Origin of the sequence: Streptomyces sp. NPDC086080, assembly GCF_044540255.1 — a bacterium.
In the GTDB taxonomy this organism is placed as follows: Bacteria; Actinomycetota; Actinomycetes; order Streptomycetales; family Streptomycetaceae; genus Streptomyces.
Genome location: NZ_JBITRU010000023.1, coordinates 69,638 through 90,044 on the forward strand (window position 1 = coordinate 69,638; position 20,407 = coordinate 90,044).

19 protein-coding genes are annotated in these 20,407 nt (G+C 66.5%); 5 read left to right on the forward strand and 14 right to left on the reverse strand.

Translation table 11 applies throughout. From position 1 onward, the window contains the following. Positions 1-26: 26 nt before the first annotated feature. The 13 genes from ACIF9R_RS25025 to ACIF9R_RS25085 all read right to left on the reverse strand — a co-directional run bounded on the left by ACIF9R_RS25025 (position 27) and on the right by ACIF9R_RS25085 (position 14,257). Entirely contained in the window at positions 27-1,256 is a 1,230-nt protein-coding gene (locus tag ACIF9R_RS25025) for an MFS transporter (protein ID WP_399984133.1), read from the reverse strand. Between the two features lie 14 nt (positions 1,257-1,270). After that, on the reverse strand, positions 1,271-1,555 hold the full coding sequence (locus ACIF9R_RS25030; RefSeq protein WP_399984136.1) for a hypothetical protein: 285 nt from the start codon (positions 1,553-1,555) through the stop codon (positions 1,271-1,273). 441 nt (positions 1,556-1,996) lie between these two features. Next, a complete protein-coding gene (locus tag ACIF9R_RS25035) occupies positions 1,997-2,545 on the reverse strand; it encodes a hypothetical protein (RefSeq protein ID WP_399984139.1) in 549 nt (182 codons plus the stop codon). 138 nt (positions 2,546-2,683) lie between these two features. Further along, a complete protein-coding gene (gene mobL, locus ACIF9R_RS25040; protein WP_399984142.1) occupies positions 2,684-4,972 on the reverse strand; it encodes a relaxase MobL in 2,289 nt (762 codons plus the stop codon). A gap of 94 nt (positions 4,973-5,066) precedes the next feature. Beyond that, positions 5,067-6,116 (reverse strand): hypothetical protein, encoded by a 1,050-nt coding sequence (locus tag ACIF9R_RS25045; RefSeq protein ID WP_399984145.1) that lies wholly within the window; start codon positions 6,114-6,116, stop codon positions 5,067-5,069. Then, a complete protein-coding gene (locus ACIF9R_RS25050; protein ID WP_399984148.1) occupies positions 6,116-6,640 on the reverse strand; it encodes a hypothetical protein in 525 nt (174 codons plus the stop codon). Before ACIF9R_RS25050 ends, ACIF9R_RS25045 begins: the two co-directional genes overlap by 1 nt. A 63-nt stretch (positions 6,641-6,703) precedes the next feature. Next, entirely contained in the window at positions 6,704-7,414 is a 711-nt protein-coding gene (locus tag ACIF9R_RS25055; RefSeq protein WP_399984150.1) for a hypothetical protein, read from the reverse strand. Next, the gene (locus ACIF9R_RS25060; RefSeq protein WP_399984152.1) at positions 7,411-8,160 is read right to left on the reverse strand and encodes a hypothetical protein; all 750 of its coding nucleotides are present in this window, start codon (positions 8,158-8,160) and stop codon (positions 7,411-7,413) included. Before ACIF9R_RS25060 ends, ACIF9R_RS25055 begins: the two co-directional genes overlap by 4 nt. Before the next feature lie 113 nt (positions 8,161-8,273). Continuing rightward, positions 8,274-8,975 (reverse strand): hypothetical protein, encoded by a 702-nt coding sequence (locus ACIF9R_RS25065; protein ID WP_399984154.1) that lies wholly within the window; start codon positions 8,973-8,975, stop codon positions 8,274-8,276. After that, complete coding sequence (locus tag ACIF9R_RS25070; RefSeq protein ID WP_399984156.1) at positions 8,972-9,955, reverse strand: hypothetical protein; 984 nt, start codon at positions 9,953-9,955, stop codon at positions 8,972-8,974. Before ACIF9R_RS25070 ends, ACIF9R_RS25065 begins: the two co-directional genes overlap by 4 nt. A 197-nt stretch (positions 9,956-10,152) precedes the next feature. Next, positions 10,153-12,114: a phage tail tip lysozyme gene (locus ACIF9R_RS25075; RefSeq protein ID WP_399984158.1), complete on the reverse strand. Its 1,962-nt coding sequence runs from the start codon at positions 12,112-12,114 to the stop codon at positions 10,153-10,155. 307 nt (positions 12,115-12,421) lie between these two features. Further along, complete coding sequence (locus ACIF9R_RS25080; RefSeq protein ID WP_399984161.1) at positions 12,422-13,726, reverse strand: hypothetical protein; 1,305 nt, start codon at positions 13,724-13,726, stop codon at positions 12,422-12,424. A gap of 138 nt (positions 13,727-13,864) precedes the next feature. After that, the gene (locus ACIF9R_RS25085; protein WP_399984163.1) at positions 13,865-14,257 is read right to left on the reverse strand and encodes a hypothetical protein; all 393 of its coding nucleotides are present in this window, start codon (positions 14,255-14,257) and stop codon (positions 13,865-13,867) included. A gap of 425 nt (positions 14,258-14,682) precedes the next feature. Between ACIF9R_RS25085 and ACIF9R_RS25090 the strand changes: the two genes are divergently transcribed. The 5 genes from ACIF9R_RS25090 (at position 14,683) to ACIF9R_RS25110 (ending at position 18,728) form a co-directional block, all read left to right on the forward strand. Continuing rightward, the gene (locus ACIF9R_RS25090) at positions 14,683-15,192 is read left to right on the forward strand and encodes a helix-turn-helix domain-containing protein (protein ID WP_399984165.1); all 510 of its coding nucleotides are present in this window, start codon (positions 14,683-14,685) and stop codon (positions 15,190-15,192) included. Between the two features lie 673 nt (positions 15,193-15,865). Beyond that, entirely contained in the window at positions 15,866-16,018 is a 153-nt protein-coding gene (locus ACIF9R_RS25095) for a hypothetical protein (RefSeq protein ID WP_399984168.1), read from the forward strand. Between the two features lie 10 nt (positions 16,019-16,028). After that, positions 16,029-16,169: a hypothetical protein gene (locus tag ACIF9R_RS25100; protein WP_393807611.1), complete on the forward strand. Its 141-nt coding sequence runs from the start codon at positions 16,029-16,031 to the stop codon at positions 16,167-16,169. Between the two features lie 508 nt (positions 16,170-16,677). After that, positions 16,678-17,124 carry an ImmA/IrrE family metallo-endopeptidase gene (locus ACIF9R_RS25105; RefSeq protein WP_399984171.1) on the forward strand — a complete coding sequence of 149 codons (447 nt, stop codon included), beginning with the start codon at positions 16,678-16,680 and terminating at the stop codon, positions 17,122-17,124. Continuing rightward, positions 17,088-18,728: a tyrosine-type recombinase/integrase gene (locus ACIF9R_RS25110; RefSeq protein WP_399984173.1), complete on the forward strand. Its 1,641-nt coding sequence runs from the start codon at positions 17,088-17,090 to the stop codon at positions 18,726-18,728. Before ACIF9R_RS25105 ends, ACIF9R_RS25110 begins: the two co-directional genes overlap by 37 nt. A 163-nt stretch (positions 18,729-18,891) precedes the next feature. On the opposite strand, the gene ACIF9R_RS25115 is transcribed toward ACIF9R_RS25110, so the two are convergent. Next, positions 18,892-20,337 carry a glyceraldehyde-3-phosphate dehydrogenase gene (locus ACIF9R_RS25115; protein ID WP_399984176.1) on the reverse strand — a complete coding sequence of 482 codons (1,446 nt, stop codon included), beginning with the start codon at positions 20,335-20,337 and terminating at the stop codon, positions 18,892-18,894. Positions 20,338-20,407 lie beyond the last annotated feature (70 nt).

Here is a 20,407-nt window from a genome sequence, read left to right on the forward strand (position 1 = left end):
GAGAGACGGACGGGTTGGAGGTGGGATTAGGCCGTGCGCAGTGCGTCGGTCTGGGCAGCAGCCGTGGGATCTGCGGCTGTTCGACTCGGTGCGTAGGAGGCGCGGTGGTGCCACAGGCCGCGGAAGGCGAGGGCCATGGCCGCACCCTGCAGGACGGCGCAGGCCAGGAGCAGGCCGGGCAGGGTGCTGGCGGGCAGGACGGCCACCAGAGCGCCGGCCACGGGCATCGGCAATACGACGAGCACGATGGTCACGCTGAGCGTGCTGCCGAAGACGGCCGCGGGGATGAGGCGGGCGCGCAGGGTGCGCAGCACGACGGTCAGCGCGCCCTCACCGGCCATCAGGATGCCGATGGTCACCGCGTACACGGCGAGGTTGGGGGCCAGTGCGGTGGCCAGGCAGGCGGCGCAGGCGGTGGCAGCGCCGACGGCGCCGACCGGCCACAGTCCGAAGCGGTCGATGGCGCGGCGGCAGGCGGCGACGGCGGCGAGGGAGACCAGGCCTGCCGCGCTCCAGACCGCGCCGACCGCAATGGAGGACTGCCCGTAGCCGGTCATGACGGTGATCGGGGCGCTGGCTTGGGTAACGGCGAGGGCCAGGTTGCTGGCCACGAGGCCGGTGACGAGCCAGACCAGGGCGGGGATGGACCGTACGGTGCGCCATCCGGTGCGCAGGCTGGCCGTCACGGCGCGCACCCCGGTACCGGGGCCAGCCGCAGTGGTGGGAGCGGGGATCGTGCTGGCGGCGGCGATGGCCGACAGGGCGGCTACGGCGGTGAGCATCAGCGTGGGGTCGACGGCCAGCAGCAGGCCGCCGAGGAGCGGGCCGGCCAGCAGGGCGCTCTGGTCGATGCCGATCTGTACAGACTGCACGCGGTGGGCATCCGCCCCGGCAGCGCGGCTGGCGTGCGCGCCGAGGGTCTCGACGGCGACGAAACAGGCCTGGGAAAGCAGTCCGCTAGCCGCGCCGACGGTCATGACGACGGCGGTCGCCGCGATGCTGGCGGCGGGCAGGACGACCAGGGCGCCGGCCGCGGCCGCGCACAGCAGGGTGCGGGCGAGGGCGGCGGCGCGGAAGACGCGGTCGGCGCGGAAGCGGTCGACCAGGGGCCCGCCGATGGTAAAGGCGGCCAGCCGCGGCAGCCATTCCAGCAGGAAGGCGGCGCCGGTCAGGGCGGTGGAGCCGGTCGTCACCAGGATGAGCAGGGGGATGGCGTAGGTGGCGGTCTGGGTGGCCAGGGCGTCGCTGGCGCGCATTAACGAGCTGCGCGTCATCGGCACAGGAACGGCGAAGGGGAGCATGACGGTACCTGCGCGGAAGAGAAGAAGGAGCAGAGGGGTGGGGGTGACTTGTAAAGGACTCCGACGGCTGTCGACTTGGTGGTGGCCTTCGAGGGAATGGTCACCGCGCTGGCGTGGAGCGTGTACGGCAGCGGCGGGTTGTCCGGGCAGGACCACCCCGTCTTCGGCGCGGCGGTGGCCGCCGGGGCGGACAGCAGCGGCAGGGCGACGACGGCCGCGGGGGTGGCGAGCACGGCTGCGCGACGTGCAGACATGTATAAACCTTCCCAAAAGGGGTGCAGTTGGGTGGGGGTGTGCCTCGGCGGGAGGTCGGTGGTCAGGCAATGAGCGCGATGTCGGGCGCCGGCATCGCCGAGGCCTGGACGGTGGGGCCTGGACGGCGGGGCCTGGCACGTGGTCAGGTCGCGGTGCATCGGCCCCATCGCTCCACGAGGGAGCGTTCTGGGTGGTCCTTCTTCTTGTAGGCCATGCTGGGGCCGATCGCGGAGTGACTCTTGTCATTTCGAGTGCACGCGCTGAGGATCTGTGGATCAGCCGTGCGAAGCCAGCTCATCGCCCTGACGGGAGCGGCGCCGCGAGTACGTCGAGGCACCCATGGCAGCGAGGCCGTCAGCGAGCATTTCGCTTGCGACGACGGCGAGTTCGCCAAGTGACATCCAGGGGTCTTTCGAATAAGGCTTGACTCGACCGCGGTCTCAGCCGACCGCCGGCTCGTTGGACTCGACCTCGGCTGCCTGCTCCTGCTTGGCCTCAGGGGTCGGGGCCTGAGCCAGCGACTCCTTGGCCGCCGCCCGTGCCTCGCGGGCGGCGCGCATGGATGCGAACTGGTTGTCCAGCGTCTTGTCGTCGACCTTGAACTCGGAGGCCTCGACGGACTTGGTGTTGACCACCAGGCCAGTGCCGCGCGTCGCGGGCATTACGTTGCCCTTGAAGCCGTAGACGGTGCCGACCTCGTTGCCGTCCTTGTTCAGGATCGGCTCGGTGTTCGGACCCGCGGCTTTGATGATCTCCTCCATCTGACCGGTGGAGTACGGAGCGCCGTTGTTGTAGCGGACCTTGCCGTCCTCGCCCTGAACCCGATCGGACTTCAGGTGCAGGTTCGTCTGCTCCGGACCGCGCGGATCTCGAGCGTCAAGCTGGACGTCGGCGTACTGGGACTTGCCGTCTTTGGTGACGCCGTTCTTGTAGACCTTCGCGATGAGGTTGACTCCGGTCATCGCGCCCTTGCCCTTGAGAACTGCCATGATCTCTTCCCTCCGTTCGTTCCGACTGCCCTCTGACAAGTCGGCCACGATCAGTCACATCGTCCGGACAAGACATTGAGTCCCTGTCGAACGCTCCTCACACTAATACTCTCATAGAGTATTCGATAAGACTGACGACTAGTTTTTCTGGTCGCGTTCCAAGTCGGTCGGGATGGGGAGCGACTGCGAGTCGAATGCCGTCCTGGCATCCGCTGTGGTCACAGCCTGATCGACTTGGGCCTGGACTCGCACGACGAGGCCGGCGTCCAGCGACGAAGCCTTGGACCGTCGAATCCGCTCGGCCTGCTCGCGCTCGGCGCGCAGCTCTGCGATCCGGGAACGCAACACGAGCGCGCCGGATCCCTCGTCCGTCTGCTGAAGCGTCAGCTCCCGGAAGACCCGTGTCATCGCTGCGACATCGTCCACCGGTAGATCGGCAATTGCCTCGGCCTGGCCGGACTGGTTCAGGTAGTCCATTGCCGCCAGCAGCAGCCGTCGGCGGTCACTGGTTGTCTCGAAGAAGGTCTGGCGTGCATGCGGCCCGATCTCGACGTCGGTGACGAAGTCGTAGCCCAGGTGGTGCAGATCCAGGGCCTTGACCTCGTCGAAGTCATACGCGGCACCGGCGACGATCTCAAAGTCCGTACTGACCGCGTCGGTCTCCGTACTCGCCTGATCCTCGGCGCTCGACGCCACGCGCAGCACCAGGCCGGAGGAAGCGAGATCAGCCCGGAGGCTGTCCAGCTTCTGGTCGTAGGACTGCTTCATCGTCCGGATGCGCGCGTCCAGCACCGCCCGGCCGCGCTTGCCCTCGGTCAGAAGTCTGCCGCCGGGCTGATCGTAGATTGTCCGGCCCAGGTTCTCGGCTTCCTCGGGGTCGTTCATCCGCTGCAGGGAGGCGTCCGCGCGCAGCGCCATGAGCGAGAGCAGCCGCTGGCCGTAGGTCGCCACGTCCTGCTGCTGCTCGTACCACTGACCGGCGTCCCCGAGGGAGGGCAGGAAGTGCCGGTACTTGCTCATCAGCTGCCGGTGGTAGTTCTCCTCGAAGCGGTAGAAGTCGTAGAGCGGGCGCGAGTCCTCGGCGGCGACGTCGGCCTTCTCGGCCTGTTCCCACTGGTGCGCGAGGTCGCGGTAGACCCCGGCCTTCTCCCGGTGATGCTGCAGGCGTGAGGCGTAGCTGCGCAGTCGGAAGCCGAAGGAGACCAAGTCGGCCTCAGTATTCTCGTCTTCGCCTTGCCGGTCCGAGGCGAGCACCGCCATCTGCTGGTAGTCCATCCCCATGACTTCGAGCATCGGCGTGCGCACCCGCAGCTCCGACTCCGGCATGGCCCGCAGCATCTGGTAGATGCCGTTGACGGCTCGCTCCATGATCTGCGTACGTCCCTGCTCGACCAGCTTCTGCCATTCCTCCGCATTCAGAGACTCCTTCGCGCGGCGCTCGTTGGCGTAGTCGACGACGCGTTCCATGGCCTCCGGCATCGGGGATCCGGCACGGTCGAGTTGCTCCTTCACGAGCTCGGTCACCAGTTGGTTCGCCTTGCGCATGCGGGCGTCGTTCGAGCTGGCGCGCCACAACGTTCGGTCTGCCGGCAGGCAGGCGAGCAGGAACTGCGGCAGGGACTCGGCGCGGATCCGCTCGTGCGCCCACCGCTTGATGAAGGTGGTGACGTTGCGCCGCTCGTAGCCGACGGCGCTGGAGAGATGAGCCACCGCCTGCTTCTCATCGAGCCAGGCGTCAACACCGCGGCGAAGCCTGGACTTGTGCCGGTCCAGGAGCTTGCCGCGCTGCGTACCGTTCTTCGCCACCTGGCCCCGGCCGCCGTCGACCATGGCCAGGTGGCAGTGCACGTGCTCGGTGTCGACCTGGATGACCCCGACGTAGCGCAGGTCGTCGAAGCCGCTGGTGCCCGAGCTCATCCGCTCCAGACCGTGCATGATCGCCATGCGCAGCTTCATCTGGTCGATGTGGCCGCGGTAGTCGCCGCGTGCCTCGCAGTGGAAGTCCTCGTCGACGATCTTGCGCTTCCGCAGGTACTCCTCGTCGAAGGACAGCACCGTCTTGAGCACGGTCTTGCCGTTCTCGAAGTGCTGCTGGATGTCGTGGCCGGCCGCGCGCAGTTGCTCGTCGGAGAGTGAGACCGAGCCGTAGCCGAAGGCCACGCCGCCGTCACCCTGGGCCTGGCGCATCTCATGCTTCGCCGCGCCCCGCGAGATACCGGCGCGCTCGACGGCAGACTCCCGCGCCAAGTAGCGCATGATGAAGTCGTCGGTGCGCAGGCGCTGGATCGGAGCCAGCGACTCCGTCGCCTGCTCGCGGGCCATGTACCGGGTGACGTAGTCGCCCGGCGTCGCACCGCGCGATCCCCTGCCGCCGGGCAGCGGCACGCTGAATTCGTTGACCACGATGATGTCCTGCTTCAAGCCCATCGCCGCTCTCCTTCCTGTCTCGGTACCGATGCACTACGGCCCCGGCTGCTGTCCGCCAGCAACCGGGGCCGCGCTCGTCATGCCTGATCCGTCCTCAGGACCCCAGGCTCTGCTCGCCGTCCTCGCCGAAGTCCAGATCGGCCGCACGCTGGGCTACCTGGCGCTTGAGCTCGTCCAGACTCGGAGCGGGCTTGACCTCACGTCGTCGGGACTCCTGTTCCTGCTCCTCCAGCCCCAGGTCGAGATCCAGGTTCAGGTCGCGCTGCGCCTCACGGGCCGGGACCGGGGGAACGAGCGGCTCCTCCTGCTCCTTGGCCGTCTGCAACGCTGCCGCCACGCGCTCCCGGTAGAGGTTCTCCGTGGTGTCCTCGGTGCTCGCGCGCTCGGTCTGGTACTGCTCCCGTTCGGCGGCGATCTCCGCCTCGATCTGCTGCAGACGCGCGCTCATACCGTCAGCGGCCGGCGCTGCCTCAGGCACGGGCGCTCCGACGACCTCCTTGACCTCGGTGTCCAGGCCCAGCTCGTCCTCGGTGAACAACGAGTTGATCGCGTCCGAACGTGCCTTCAGCCCGCGCGCATCGACCACGGCCTCAGCCCGCGGGACGCCGTCCTTGGAGTGGTCGGCGAAGTAACCGGCCAGGTCGTAGCCGCTGGACTCGAGATCGATCCCCAGGCCCCCGATGTCGTGGATCTGAGTGAAGACCACGGGCGCATCGCCTTCGGCCTGCGCCCCCGACGGAGCGAGCACGAGCATGTCCGCCGTGGCCGGCAGCTCCCACTCAATTCCGGTGACCTGCTCGGGCACGGCGAAGCCGCTCGTGAAGTAGCCCTTGCCGGCGAGCACGACCAACTGCTGGTCGTCGAACTCATAGAAGGCGTCTACCTTCTCGCCCTGGCCGGGGGAGTAGGTCACCTGGGAGATGCCGAACGGCAGGGCCTTGGCCGGTGTGACCGAGCGCAGCTCGCCCGTCATGTGCAGATACGGACGGTAGTTCTCCTCCTTGCCCCGGTGCTTGAGGTCGAGCGATTCGACCATGACGCCGAGCTCGGCGGTCACCCCCTCCAGCCGGTACGTTTCCACTCCTCGTTCACGCAGGACACGGTGGGCCCATACGTCGTTCATCGCCAGTCCTGCGGTACGCATCACTTGCTCCTCTTGCCCTTGGTCTTGTTCTGGTTGGTGGTCCTGGTCGTGGACTTCGGTGTGACGTCGGCCCCGGCCGCCTCGCCCCGGGCGTCCCGGATCTTCGCGATCATCCGCGTTGCCCAGCGCCACATGCCGCGCATCACGACGATCTCGCCCGCGGCGAGCAGTGCGACCAGAAAGAGGAGCGGCATCAGCCACATGGCGATGGTTGCGTCCGCACTGAGCGCACCCCGGGATGCGCCCGACTGCTGGTGCAGCCATGCGCCCAGCAGCGGGATGATGACCATGGCCGTGATGAACGCCAGCAGGCAGTCGGCGAGAAGGACAACGGCCCGGAAGAACCCCGCCCACACCACGACGGAGAACCTGCCGGTCTCCTTCCTCGGGGCCAGACGCCGCCATCCGGTGCGCAGCTTCGATTCCTTCTGTTCCTTCACGGGCTTCGCTGTGGTCTTCTTCGCCGTCGCGGCCGTGCTCGTCGGGGCGGTTGGCTCGGTCTTCTCCAGGGTCTGGGGCGACATGTTCGTGTCCTTACGTCTCGTCGGGGTCTTCTGGGGTGCGTGCTGAAGCGGTGGGCGCTTCGCTCACCCGGTCGGCTTGGGGGAGGGCTGTTCCCCGCTGGCGGCAGCGAGGGCGTCGCGGGTCTTGCCGGAGGCTCGATAGGCGTCCAGCGACGTCACCGTGCCGACCTGAGAGGTGGCGTAGGTGAAGACCACGAACTCGCTCTTGGCAGCGCTGTTCTGATCCGGTCCGACGCGGACCGGATCGAGCCGGGCCACCCCCGTGTAGGAGTAGTTCAGGCCCTGCACCCGGCTCACATCGATGTCCAGATCAGCGAGCGTGTACGTCGTCCCAGCGCCCTTCGTGGCTCCGGTCGCTGTCATCCACTCCGGCACGAACTCGGTGAGCACCCGGGACTTGTGGTCGAGGAAGCCGTAGCGCGCGTCGAGCAGTACCTGCTGCTCCTTGACGGTCCGGGTCGACGCCGAGCTGTCGGTGAGGCTGAGCAGGAGGGACCTGCCCGTCGCCCTGTCACGGTTCACCCGCTCGATGTCCATGCCCGGCAGCTGAGCCAGCAGCGCCGTGTGCTGTGTTGCGAGTTTGGCCTGGGCGTTGCCGAGGTTGCTTTCGAGCTTGTGAACAACTGCATCGGCCTGGGTGTCCGACGCGGCCGGGCCGTCGCTGAGCAGGCTGGCTCCGAGCGTGACCACCGAGAGCGCGAGCAGCGCCCCGGTGCCGCCGAGCAGGATCTTCCCGGCGTGCTGGCGCAGCTTGTCTTTGATCTCCTCCTTCATGGTGCCTTCACCTCCTGCTTCAGGGCCTCGCCGGTGGCCGTCGTGCCGGTCTGGATGTTCACGAACGCCTTGCGGACCAGGTCGTAGTCGGCGCGGGCCCAGGCCAGCACCGCCGGCTTCTCGCCCGCACCGGTCCTGGTCTCCATTGCCAGCCAGGTCACCGTGATGGTGCTGTCGTCGTTGACCAGGTAGGGCACCTGGGCGACCCACTCAAAGCCGGAGTTGAAGCTCATCGGGATCCCGACGCCGGACGCCACGTCCTTGTCGCTGGAGAGCAGGTACCACGGTCCCAGGTCCGCCTGGTGCACCGAGGGGGCGAAGTAGGGGATGAGGTTGCGCAGCGTCGGCTGAGACGTCGCCGTGTCGAGCGTGCCGCCGTCTGCCGCCACGCTGGGCGTCAGGTAGCGGTAGTCGTTCTGCAGCTTCGCGACCTGACCAGCCGCCGTCAGGGCTGCGTTCAGACCACGCTCGGCGTCGTCGGCCTTCGGCAGCGCCGCCGTCTTCGCCTCGGTGATCCTGATCTGCTCCTGCAGAGAGGAGATCTCCGGCGCAGCTGTATCGCTCACCGCGTTCTGACCGCCGGAGAACCCCGCGGAGAGTACGAAGCACAGCAGTGCGCCCACACCCATGCTCACGCCGGCCACGAGGGTGCGCTTGCGCAGGCCGCCCACGGGCTCCGTCTGCTCAGGAGAGTTTTCGCCCTCCTGCGAGGACGCGGACGTCGCGACGAAGCGCGTCTTGCGCACTGCGCCCCCACCCGACTCATCGGTCTGTGTCGATGCCATTAGTCCTCAACTAGCCGTTCCACTCGAATGTCAGTACAACCCTATCAATGAGGGGAGTCGAAAGGGAGTCTGGATTATCTGGAATGGCGAGTCTCGCCACTTGCCGGGATGCCGGAGAGATTCGAGACCTTGCCCTGGGCGTCGACCGTGACGAAGAGCAGTGCGCGCCGGTGCGCCGTGACACTGGCTTTGCTCGCCTTGTTCTGGGACACCGCGTCGGAGGTGACCTCGACGTCGGCCAGGACGGAGTAGGTGTAGACGCCCGCCTTGACATCGACGACCTCGATGCCCGGATCCTCGCCCAGAGCCGAGTTCAGGCCGACCGTGTCGATGTAGTAGTAACGCCGCCCCTGGGAGTCCTCGTTGAACCTCGACGGAGGCATGAACGACTTCAGGAACGTCTCGTTCTCGGTGAGACCGAACCGGCTCTTCAGGCTCTCGCGCGCCGCCTCGTAGCTCTGTCCCGAGTCCCATGTGAAGGCCATCGAGAGCAGCGACGTGATGCGCTCGCCGTCGGTGCTCAGCCGGTTCTGGCTGACACCCAGGGCCGCCATAACGTCCGCGTTCACCTGCTCGGCGTTCTTCTTCCGGATGCCTGCCAGATGTTCCTCGACGTCGTTGATCTGGGTTTCCTGCTCCGCCAGGGCCGCGTGCTGGCTGCTCCAGGTCGCACCGGCAACTGTCGCGACGACCGCGAGGACCGCTGCCGTCACCAGGACCGAGAGGTTGTGCCGGAAGAATCCCCGCCGGGTGGGCGTTGCCGTCTGCTCCGTCACCGCTTCCCGTCCTTCTTCTGTGCGCCTGTGCCGCTGAGTTCGGGGACTCCGGGCCCGGACGGCATCTTGATCGCGGGGTTCTCGTACTGGACCCCAGCGGCGGTCACCACGAGCGCCAAGTGGTCGAAGGCCCCCGTCGTGCCGTTGCGCACGTAGCGCGCGCTCGCCCAGGCGAGCACCTCGCTGCTTTTGGTGTCCCGGCACAGCCAGACGACCTTTGCCTGGTTCGTTGCGCCCGAGTCGTCCTTCACGCTCAGATCGGGCATCACCGTCTCGACCGTCCATGCGTACGTGCTCGGGGCAGCTGCGTTCTGGCCGTCGTAGCGGATGTACCAGGCGTGGCGCGGATCGATCTCGGTGGTCGCGTCGAACGGCGTCAGCGACGAGGTGCTGTACGCCTCCTTGTCACTGACCAGGAAGGAGTCCTTGCTGAACAGCGGTGCCATGTCCCGGCGGTGCTTGATGATCTCCAGCGTGGCCTGGTTCGGAGCCCCGTTGTTCGGGCTGGGCTGGACGCCGGCCTGGTGGTACAACGCGGCGAAGGTCTGCTCCCCGGACGCGACCTTCTTCGCGGCGGCGGCTGCCGCCTCGGTGAGCCTGGACAACTGCGCGTCGGCGTCCGCCTTCACCGGCGTGGACTGGGCATTATCCAGCTGCCCCTTGAGCTGGATGATCTGGGCCTCGTTGTCCGCTGTGCTTGCCTTGAAGCTCTCGCCGGCCACGCCCGTGGCGACGACCAGGGCGAGGATCCCGACCCCCATTACCGCGGTCACGCTGCGTCGGATCAGGCGCGAGTTGGCCTCCGGGCTGCGTGCCTGGACCCGTTCGCGCTGGCGCATTGACCAGCCCGCGAAGCGCTCTTCGAGCTCAGCTCCGGTGACCTTCTTGCGCGTCTTCGGTGCCGCGGGCTTCTCCTCGGGCATCGCCCCGGTCTCCCGCTCGGGGCCCGTGCTCTCGGACTCGTCATGGACTGTCGTCACGGAACACACTCCTCACTCCACGTTGCTCTCATAAACGACTCAAGCCTATCTCGAAAGACATTCATGACCGACTCTGAATAAATTCGATAAGGGATCCGAAAAGCGCAGCCGGCACGCAGGGCCTGCACCGGACATGAAGGAGCCGGTGCCCGGATCGCCCGGCACCGGCTTCTCACTCCCAGATCAGATGCAGTGCATCAGACCGTCTTGATCTTGCCGGAGGGGAGCATCGAATCCGACATGTCCACGAACTTCCAGTCCTCGGCCGCCATCCGTGCCGCGCTGTCGACACGGACCCGGCCCATGAAAGCGCAGTAGCCGGCCTCGCCGAGGATGACCTTGTCGCCCTGGACGCCGAGCACCACGAGGGTGTGGCCGGCGGGACCGGAGCCCGGGCCGGAACCCACCGAATACGCCGTCGGAGTCGAGGACAACTGCTTGCCGGTCTCCCTCGCGATCGTGTACGCGGTCTCCTTGCCGTCACCGGCCGGGTAGGTCTGGAACGTCGTGTACTTGTTCACGAAGTAGGTCGAGAACGACACGCAGTTCTCAGCATGGTTGCTCCCGCACGAGCCAGGACCACCCTGGTCGCCGTAGCGATCGTCGAGGAACTTGTCACCCTCCTTGTTGAAGAGGTCGACCAGGGCCTGGGCCTCCTCCTGCGTCATCCCGCCGTCCTTCAGCGAGACGGAACTGCCGCCCTTGGAGGTGCAGTTGCCCAGGATCGTGTTGATGCCGTTGGCGATGTTCTCGATGATCCCGCCGACGATGTTCTTGACGCCGTCCACGATCGAGTTGTCGACCGACCAGCCGCTCATCTTGCCGAACCACATCTCGGCGTTGTCGCCTCGTGCGGTGAGCCCGGCCGCGTCATCAGCGGAGCGCTCCCAGTTCTCGTGGAAGTGCAGCGCCGCTGCACGCGGGGAGCCCTGCGACGTCTTGAGTATGTCCTTGAAGACCGTGACATCGCCCGGGTTGTCACCATCGACCATGAAGGCCAGCTGGGCCTTGATGGTGTACCAGGCGATGCCCTTGCTCTTCGCGTACTGGCGCAGCAACGTGTTGCGGCCGAACGTCCACTGCCCGAGACCGATGCCGTTGTCCGTGTTCTGTGCGGCGCTGGCCTTCTCGGCGGTCATGGCATACGTCCCCGTGGGGAAGTTCTGCACGCTCGTCGGGTCGATCCCGGACTCCTGCGACCAGTTGCCGAGGATGCCCGCGATGTTCTCCTTCGGCATCCCCCAGCTGCTGAGCACTGAGTAGATCTCCTTGGCGTTCTTCTCCACGTCCGCCGGGACGGTGGCTCCGGAACCGTTGCCGACGCTACCCGCGTTGACGATGCACGCCGTCCCGTTCGCGTTGATGCTGCCCTCGGTCAGCGCCGTCGAGTTGAGGACGCCGGTGAGGACCGTGCCCAGCAGGGCCACGGTGGCGGTCACCGCGACCGCACCCGACATCGCTGTGGCAACCGGGGCCATCGTCGCCGTGACAGTGACGCCCAGGACCGCGCCGGCCCCCTTGGCTATAAAGCTGCCGATCGCCATGAACGGCGCAGCGATCGCATGACCAACCGCCTTGGCGATGTTGACGATCAGCGTCCACAGCAGCTTCCCGGCGTTGACGGCCATCGCCATGGCCGCAAAGAACATGAACTTCAGCCAGTTCAGAAAGGCCATGGCCATGGCCACGCCCATGGCCGGCGGAGCAGCAGCCACGCCACCGCCGACGGCGACGCCCTTGGCCGCCTTCGAGCCCAGGCCCTCGTCGTCCTTCGACGCACCACGCTCGTAGCCCGTGCCGCCGGCACCCAGCTCGCGCTGGTCGGCCGGCTTGGCGTCCGGGCTGCCGCCGGTGACCTTGGACACGCCCTTGACCGCGTCCTGGGCTCCCTCGACGCCGACGTTCGTCGCTGCGCCAACGGCGGCTCCCGGAAGCCCGCCAGCCTGTGCACCGGCCACGGCACCGGAGACGGCAGCTCCTGCGTAACGCCCGGCGTTACGGCGGGTCGCGCTGCTGCCGTCTCCCTCGATCGCCTTCTGGGCCGCGCCTCCGGCCATGTTCCCGGCGACGCCGTTCATACCCTGCTTGATCTTCGACCCGGCACTCGCGGCATCGGCCGCCTTGCCCGCGGTCTCCGCGGTGTCTGCAGCGTCCGGCATCTTCGACGCGGTCTCCGGCATCTTCGGCGCAGTGTTCGCCGCGCCAGAAGGACCAGAAGAAGCAGCTCCCGGCCCTGGGAGCTGCTTGGGCACGCGGGCCTTGCCCTCGGGAGGCCTCTCGATGCCCTCCTCAGCGCCGAGTCTCTTGGTCCCGCGACCCTGCCGGGGCGTCCCCTGACTCACCGACGTGCTCGGCCGGTCCTTCGGTGTCCCCTTCCTGGGACTCCGATTCGGCTTGTCGGTGGTCATGTCGTTTTCCTTTCCGGCTCAATGCCAGGTAGCGGGATGCGTCACTTCATCGCCGCACTCAATGGAGCGTGGTGAGGAAGTCCCTGTCGTCGCGAATGGTGCTGTTGGACTGCACGTCCCGCAGGCTCACGTCCAGTCGGAGCAAGTTGAGTGACAGGTCGGACTCGTACTGAGACTTGTTCTGAGAGTAATTCTGATATGCCTGTGAAAGGTTGTTCATGATGTTCATGAGAGGGCGCATCGTCACGTCAGAGGACTGGTAGTCCCTGGTGAGGCTGGTGCCGTCCGAGAGGATCCACTGCATGTTCGAGATGTGCTGGCTCGTCGGATCCGAGCCCTCGTTGCGCTTCTTGGTGAAGAACTGGGCGTAGCTCTGACCGGCCGGCACCAGGGCGTCGAGGTAGCCGTCGTAGACGTTGCCTGCACGCCAGTTGAGGTCGAAGCCGCCCGGGACGACGTGCTTGGTCTGCAGCGCCAGCGTCGAGACGCCGTCCTTGGCCTCGGCCGCGGAGACACCCGTGATCTTGTCAGTGGCGATCGAGACCGGAACGGTCGGCGGACGCAGGAACAGGCCGTCGATCTTCGTCGTCTGCAGGTCGGACGTGTACGACTGAATCTGTGTCAGATTCGTGCGCATCTCGACGAGCTTCTGGTCCAGGGCGTCCCTGGCCTCGGCCTCCATCTCCTTGAGCGCGACCTCGTAGTAGGCCTGCGCCGGGTCGAAGGTCAGGGCGTCGAGCGCCGCGATCTTCTGGACCCCGGATGCGCCGGGGTTGAAGAAGACCCGCCACTGGTCGTACTTGGAGAAGGTCTCGTCGCCGGCCAGCTTGCCGCTGCTCTGCGCCTGCTCGGCTCCGGGCGTGGTGAGTTCGGCGTTCGCACGGACCGTCAGGTTCAACACCTGGCGGTCGAAGGGCCGGTCGGCGTTCAGGAGGACCCCGACGTAGCCGGTCGAGCCGAAGGCGTAGAAGGAGCCCTTGATCCCGCTGGTGCTGACCGGCTCGCTGTTCAGCGAGGTGTCCGACCCGAGCAGGAACGCCCTGTAGTCCGCGGCGCTGTACGAGATCTGAGCGGTCGGACTGAAGTGCATCATCACGAGCGCCTTGTTGCCGCTCTTGTTGGTGTAGATCCCGTCGACGGTGCCGTCGAGATTCGTCTTCGACGTCTTGAAGTCGCTGGTGTACAGCGCCGTCTGCGACAGCGAGTCACGCTCCGCCTGGTACGCCGAGGCCCCCGATACGCTGATCACGATCGCGCCCGTGACCGCGAAGATGCCGAAGAACACCCCAAAACGCTCGATCGCGTGGTGCGAGTCGAGCTTGAACTTCCTGCTGAAGGCCAGCGCCTTGTCCTTGATCCCCATGTTCTGCTCTCTTTCGTGCCTGCACCGTGCTGCGGGCCCGGATATGGCGAACTGGGCCGGAGGAGGCCTTGCACCTCAACCGACCCGGTTCGCTCGACGCCTCTGTCCCCGGTCGTGTGCACGGTCTGTGACGGCCTCTTACTTGGAAGGGCCGCTCAGGAACCCGCTGAACTGATCGATGGTCTGGACGATCACCGTGCCGCCGCCGAGGTCCGTGATGGTCTGCTGGCCGCCGGAGCCGACCGTCGAGATCAGCGACCACCCGCCAGTGCCCAGGGCTCCGCCGACGAGAATGAGGAGCGCGATCGTGCCCCAGCCCTGCTGCTGACCCGCGGACTGCGGGTTGGCCATCAGCTTCTTGATCAGGAGCACGCCGCCCCAGACCAGGCCGGCAACACCGAGCAGCATGAGCAGAAGACCGCCCCAGAGCTGGATCTGGGACTTGGCGTTCTGCAGGAAGCTGGTCAGGTCCCAGGCTGCACTCGGCAGGGAGGTCTGTGTGAGGACGGCTGCCTCGTAGATCTTCGTCACGGTTCTTTCCTCTCGCCTTTCGAATCATTCGGTGGCATGACGGTAAGTCGCAAGGCAACAAGCACAGCTCGTCCACCCGGATGAGCAGCGATAGGAGCCGGAGTGATCGGTGGCATGCTGTTTACTCCCCCGGCTGGCTCGTATACGTGCGCATCTGCAGTGACTAATCTACCTCATTCGAATGACGGACCGTAGAGGCACGTGAAAGGTATATTAATAAGGAGTCTAAAGGGACTCGGAAACGAGGCGAATCGGCGTCGCGGCGGGCGACCGCAGGGCCGTGGCGGACGCCTGTGGAATCCGCAGTGCGAGATGTGTAATGTGCCGCTCCAGCACTGCTGCGGCGCCGGCCTGCTCGATTTCGAGGCGGGCCACCCTCGCGCACCCCGTCGATCACGATCTTGACCAGGAAGTGCCAAACCGCCATGAACCCACTGCCCGGGGACCTTTTCGCCCGCCGACTTCGTCAAGAACGCGAACGCCTCGGCATCAGCCAGGCAGAGCTAGCACGCCGTATGGCCGCACTGCTCGGCACGAACGTCGACTCCACCGCCATCACACGCATCGAGCAGCAGACCCGCGCGGTCAGGCTCGACGAGGCGGTCACCGCTGCCGAGGCTCTCGGGGTCCCTCTGATCACACTGGTCAGCAACAACTACGCCCGCGAGAACGAGGCTGAGATCCAGAAGCAGCTCGCCGAGCTCGCCCTCGCCGAGCGGGAATGGGAGAGGCTGCGCCAGAAGATCCACCGGATCACCCAGACCATCCAGCAGCTCTCCGCCGAGCGGGAGGCCTTCCGCTCTCACGCGCTGGACGTCAACCCTGAAACCGTCGGCGACTACGAGCTCGATCCTGAGACGCAGGCCGCTCTCGACGCCCGGATGTGTGATGTCCGCAACAAGCCCGCCGGAGAGGTCACGGACCCAGGCGCATGACGCTGTTACGGGTGGCCGGGTTGAACTCCCGGTCGTAGGAGTTCACCGTCTCGGCCTTCCGTCACCGGCCGGCCCGCCTGATCCCGTCGGTGCTCCCTGGTGCCCAGAGTCCAGCGGCCGTTCATTCCGATATGCCGTGGGCGATGCCCGCCAAGGCCCGGGCCGGCGTGCTGACGATGCCGTCCAGCTACCGGTCCGTGCCGACGATGCGGTCGATGTCCAGCCAGACTTTGCCGCCGTGGGTTTCCGTGGCACGGTCATCTCACAGAAGCGGGTGCCCGTACAGGCCTTCGGCGGGCGCAGGCACGCGGTGATGATTCTCGGACTGAGCCTTACCCGGAATCAGACGCTCAGCCTCACGCCAGATGCGCACCAGCGGCCGCGTCCGCGGACTCCGCCGCACCGACCATGAAGACGCGTGCCCCGCGTGCGCCATGTGGTCGTGGCTCCACGTGCTGGGGCACGAACGGCGGCTGGTCGCGTAGTTCCATCCGGGCGCTGGGCTGTCAACGTGAAGACCAGTCAGACCCACCGGCAGGAAGCCGCTGACCTTAGCTCGGACTGGCGCGCCCCCAAGGCCTGTTACCGGCCATCGATCAGTGGGGCTACATCGACCAGTACATCTCGATGTCTGCCTCATCTCTGTCGGTCCCCATCCAGACGTTGAGTCGCCATGTCCGAGAGCGCGTTCGTCGCGGTGCCTGTGGAAGAGATCGTGCCGAGGCTGGCGGCACGGCGCATCACTCCGGAAGCGGAAGCCGCGATCTCCGCCCGGGTCGACGAACTCAACGCCGACATCGTCAAGCTCCTCCATGGGTGCGAATAGAGTCGCACCCATGGGAACAGACTGGGAGAGCATCCTCGGGGCAAGTGGCGCAGACCTCGCTGATGCATATGACAATGTCGCTTCCAAAGCCGTCTACGACGGCAGGGACCTCGGGGACGACGAGCCGGCGCTACCCTTCGATGAGGACTGACTCGGCGTCTCTTGCGCGACCAACCCTATCCATGCTCGCCCGGCCTCCCGGCTGTGCACCAAGGCCGCCTGCGCAGGCACCACGAGGTCGCCAGAGCTGTGACGTTCGCCAGGCTCTGCCTCGAGACGATGGGCGAGGCAGAGCGACCTGGATCACGCCACAGGCATGATGTCCACCACGGCTTGCCGATATGGAGGCTGGGTGGAGATCCGCCCAGCCTCCGGTGAGCCTACGGGCCAAGCACCCGCCCGGCTGGAGCTCTGTGTAGGGCTGGTTGGGGCGGGATGTTCGTCCGTGCCGGAGATCTGCCACGGTTCGGTTGCGACCAGGCAGCTCTTCGTCCCACGCATCTCTCACAAACGAGAGCGGCTGGCGATGCTGTCCGAGGTGAGGCGATCATGAAGGTAGTTGAAAGACTTACGCAGGTGTCCTTCACTCCCATGCCGCTACTGTTGCGGACGTGGGATCCGGCGCGCTTCCCACCGTCCGAATGACCCTGAGGGGGGGCATGTCCACAACTCCTAACCTCGCTGTACCAGCCGGTCTCCACTACGCGCCCAAGGGCATCCTCGACCAACACGGCCTCCGCATCATCCACACCTGGCTCCGCGATACCTGGTCCCGCGACGATCACAGCATCGCCATCCCGTCCGGGCTCAGCGCCGTACAGGAAGGATGCGTCCTAGCGCATGAGTTGGAGCACGTCTGGGCCGGAGACATCAATTGCCGCAATCAAATTCGGTCAACCCGCCAAGAACGAAGAGCGGACCTCGCTGCAGCCCGCAAGCTGATAGCCATCTCGGGCCTCGTCGAAGTCGCCCAGTGGGCCAGCGACATCTGCACCGCCGCGAGCGAGCTGATGGTGACGGAACGGCTGTTGGAGGTCCGCCTTAACGACCTCAGGGGGGAGGACTGGCTGTGGCGACGTCCGGGTGGATCGAGGATCGCTGGCTGAAAAAGCGGCCGAACCCGAGGACCGGCAAGCGGGAACGGACCAAGCTTTGGGGAAAGTGCAAGCGCTACCGAGTAGCCGGCATCCCCGGCGTCCGCAAGCGGTCCTTCGACACAGCGGACGAGGCCAAGGTTTGGCTGTCGGACACGCTGGCGGCCATCAAGAAGGGCGACTTCTTCGACGAGCGTGCGGGGGAGATCCTGCTCGGCGACTACATCACCGACGTGTGGTGGCCGAACTGCGACTATGACCAGTCCACGGCCGAGTCGATGGAAGGGAAGATCCGTAATAACATCGTGCACACCTCGCTGGGCCGCACTCCCATGAACGTGGTCGGCGACGACCACCTCATCGCATGGAAGAAGGAACTGAAGGCCCGGCGCTTGGCCGACACCACGATGGAAGTGCTGTGGACGCACCTCTCCACGATTTTCAAGAGCGCAGAGGGCAAACGCATCAAGCAGAACCCCTGCCGCGCTGCCGCCACCGGCGTCCGGCCGCAGGCATCGGGGGAAACGAAAGCACGCGCCTGGACCAGTCGCGAGGCCCACGCCATCCGGGAGGCGATGCCTCGCCGCTACCAGATGGTTGCCGACTTGGGCATGCATGCAGGGCTGCGGCAGGGAGAGACGTTCGCCTTCAGCCTTGACGACATTGACGAAAGCCTGATGGTCATGCGCATCCGTCGTCAGTTGCAGTGGAGCAAGGACGGCAAGACCGCGTACTTCAAGCTGCCGAAGAACCGGAAGGAGCGTCAGGTCCCGCTGTCACCAGGTCTCCTCAAACGCATCAACGAGTACGCGGACGAGTTCCCCTCCGTCACGGTGACGCTGCCGTGGCAGGGGTCGGGAAACTCCGGGCGGGCGACGGCCACCGTCAACCTGCTTGTCACAACGCAGTGGCGGAACCGGGTCCGTCCCGGCACGTTCAATGAGAAGACGATGAAACCTGCCCTCGCGGCAGCCGGCCTCATCAAGCCGCGGCGAGAAGAAGAGGCCTGGGGCTGGGAGCCCAGCCGGGAGATGATGCACCACCGGTGGCGACACACCTACGCCAGCGTGCAGCTCGGTGCCGGGGAGGATCCGGTGTCAGTGTCGCACTGGATGGGGCACGCCTCGGTGACCATCACGCTGGAGACGTACGCCCACTTCCTGCCAGACAACGGGATGCGGGGCCGGACCGCCATGGACGCGTGGCTGGACAACGGCGCGCCCAAACTCCCGGCAGTCGTGGACCTACGTACGTCGGTGCCCCTCGGCTACACCGAGACCAGCACTCTGTCGCTGCCGACCGACGGTGTAGGGGAGCCGTCCGAGTTCCTCTTGGCGGGGGCTCGTTACGGCGGGGCCTGGGCCGTGGGCGTACAGGCATCCGCCGATGCCCCTCTGTGTGGGGAGATCCGGACGGACCCCGGTGACGGAGACGCTGCGCTGGCGGCGGGCCTCGCGTGGGTGGAAGAGTATTGTCAACGAGAAGGGCTCGCCGTGGCCCAGGCACTGAACCTGAACGGTGAGTTCCCGGAGACGGTCAGGCCGTATCAGACGCTCGGACGGCTTCGGATCGAGCCTCGCGTGGAGGGCGCGCGCACTCCCGCGGAAACCCCCTGAGAACCCCCAGGCCTGTAGACGATCACTGAGGGCCGCCGCCTGACTTGCGGGTGGCGGCCCTCGCTGTGTATGTCGATGATGCCTATCAGTACAGGTCAGGAGCCATCCTCAGGAGCCCTGAGGTAGCTCCGGCTACAACCTGCGCAGCCGAGGTGCGCCCGGGTCAGGCCTCCGGCGCCGGGTACGTCGGGTACTCCACGCCCGAGACGTACTGGACGACCCTGACGACCTGGCAGGAGTAGCCGAACTCGTTGTCGTACCAGAGGTACAGGATCGCGTTGTCGCCTTCCACCTTCAGTGCTCCGGCGTCCACGATCGAGGCGTGCCGCGAGCCGACGAAGTCGCTGGAGACCGCGTCGGGGGCGCTGACGAAGTCGATCTGTCGCTTCAGCGGCGAGGTCAGCGACACACCGCGCAGGTGGTCGAGGACCTCCTGGCGGTTGGTCGCGCGGGCCAGCTGGAGGTTGAGGATCGCGATCGAGACGTTCGGCACGGGCACCCGGATCGAGCTGCCCGTGATGGTCGCGTCCAGGTCGGGCAGCGCCTTGGCGACGGCCGAGGCGGCACCCGTCTCGGTGATCACCATGTTCAGCGGCGCCGAACGCCCGCGGCGCTCCGACTTGTGGTAGTTGTCCAGCAGGTTCTGGTCGTTGGTGAACGAGTGAACCGTCTCCACGTGCCCGCGCAGTACGCCGTACTCGTCCGCCATCGCCTTCAGCGGCGGCACGATCGCTTTGGTGGTGCAGGACGCGCAGGACAGGATCTGCTCGTCCGGCTTGAGGGTGTCGTGGTTGACGCCGTGCACGATGTTGGGCACGTCGCCCTTGCCGGGTGCGGTGAGCACCACCTTGTCGACGCCGGGACGCAGGTGCTTCGACAGCCCCTCGCGGTCGCGCCAGATACCGGTGTTGTCGATGAGGATGGCGTTCTTGATGCCGTACGCCGTGTAGTCGATCTCCGCCGGGTCGTTCGCGTAGATCACCTTGATGGAATTGCCGTTGGCGACGATGGTGTCGTTCGCCTCGTCGACGGTGATCGTGCCCTGGAACTGGCCGTGCACGGAATCCCGGCGCAGCAGCGAGGCCCGCTTGACGATGTCCTGCTCGCCGCCACGGCGGACCACGATCGCGCGCAGCCGCAGACCGTTGCCGGAACCGGACTTCTCGATGAGCAGCCGGGCCAGCAGCCGGCCGATGCGACCGAAGCCGTAGAGGACGACGTCGCGCGGCTCGCGGCGGTCGATCTTGTTGGCGCCGGTCGCGCCGGCGACGGCCTCCGCGGTGAACTCGGCCACCGACTGCCCCCGGTCGTCGGCCCGGTAGGCCTCGGCGAGCAGACCGATGTCGATCTGGGACGGGCCGAGGTCGAGTGTCGTGAGTGCCTGCAGGAAGGGCAGCGTCTCGGTGACGGACAACTCCTCACCGGCGATCTGCCGGGCGAAGCGGTGGGTCTTGAGGATGCTGACCACCGACTTGTTCACCAAGGAGCGGCTGTGCAGCAGGACGGTCACATCCCGCTCGCGGTGCAGCTTCCCGATGATCGGGATCATCGACTCCGCGATCTCCTCGCGGTGCTTCCAACGGGTGAACGAGTCTTCGTTGACAGTCACAGGATCGTCTTTCGAGCTAGAGGGTGCTCATATGATAGCCATGCTGGCCTGGTGGTCCGGAGGGGGTGTC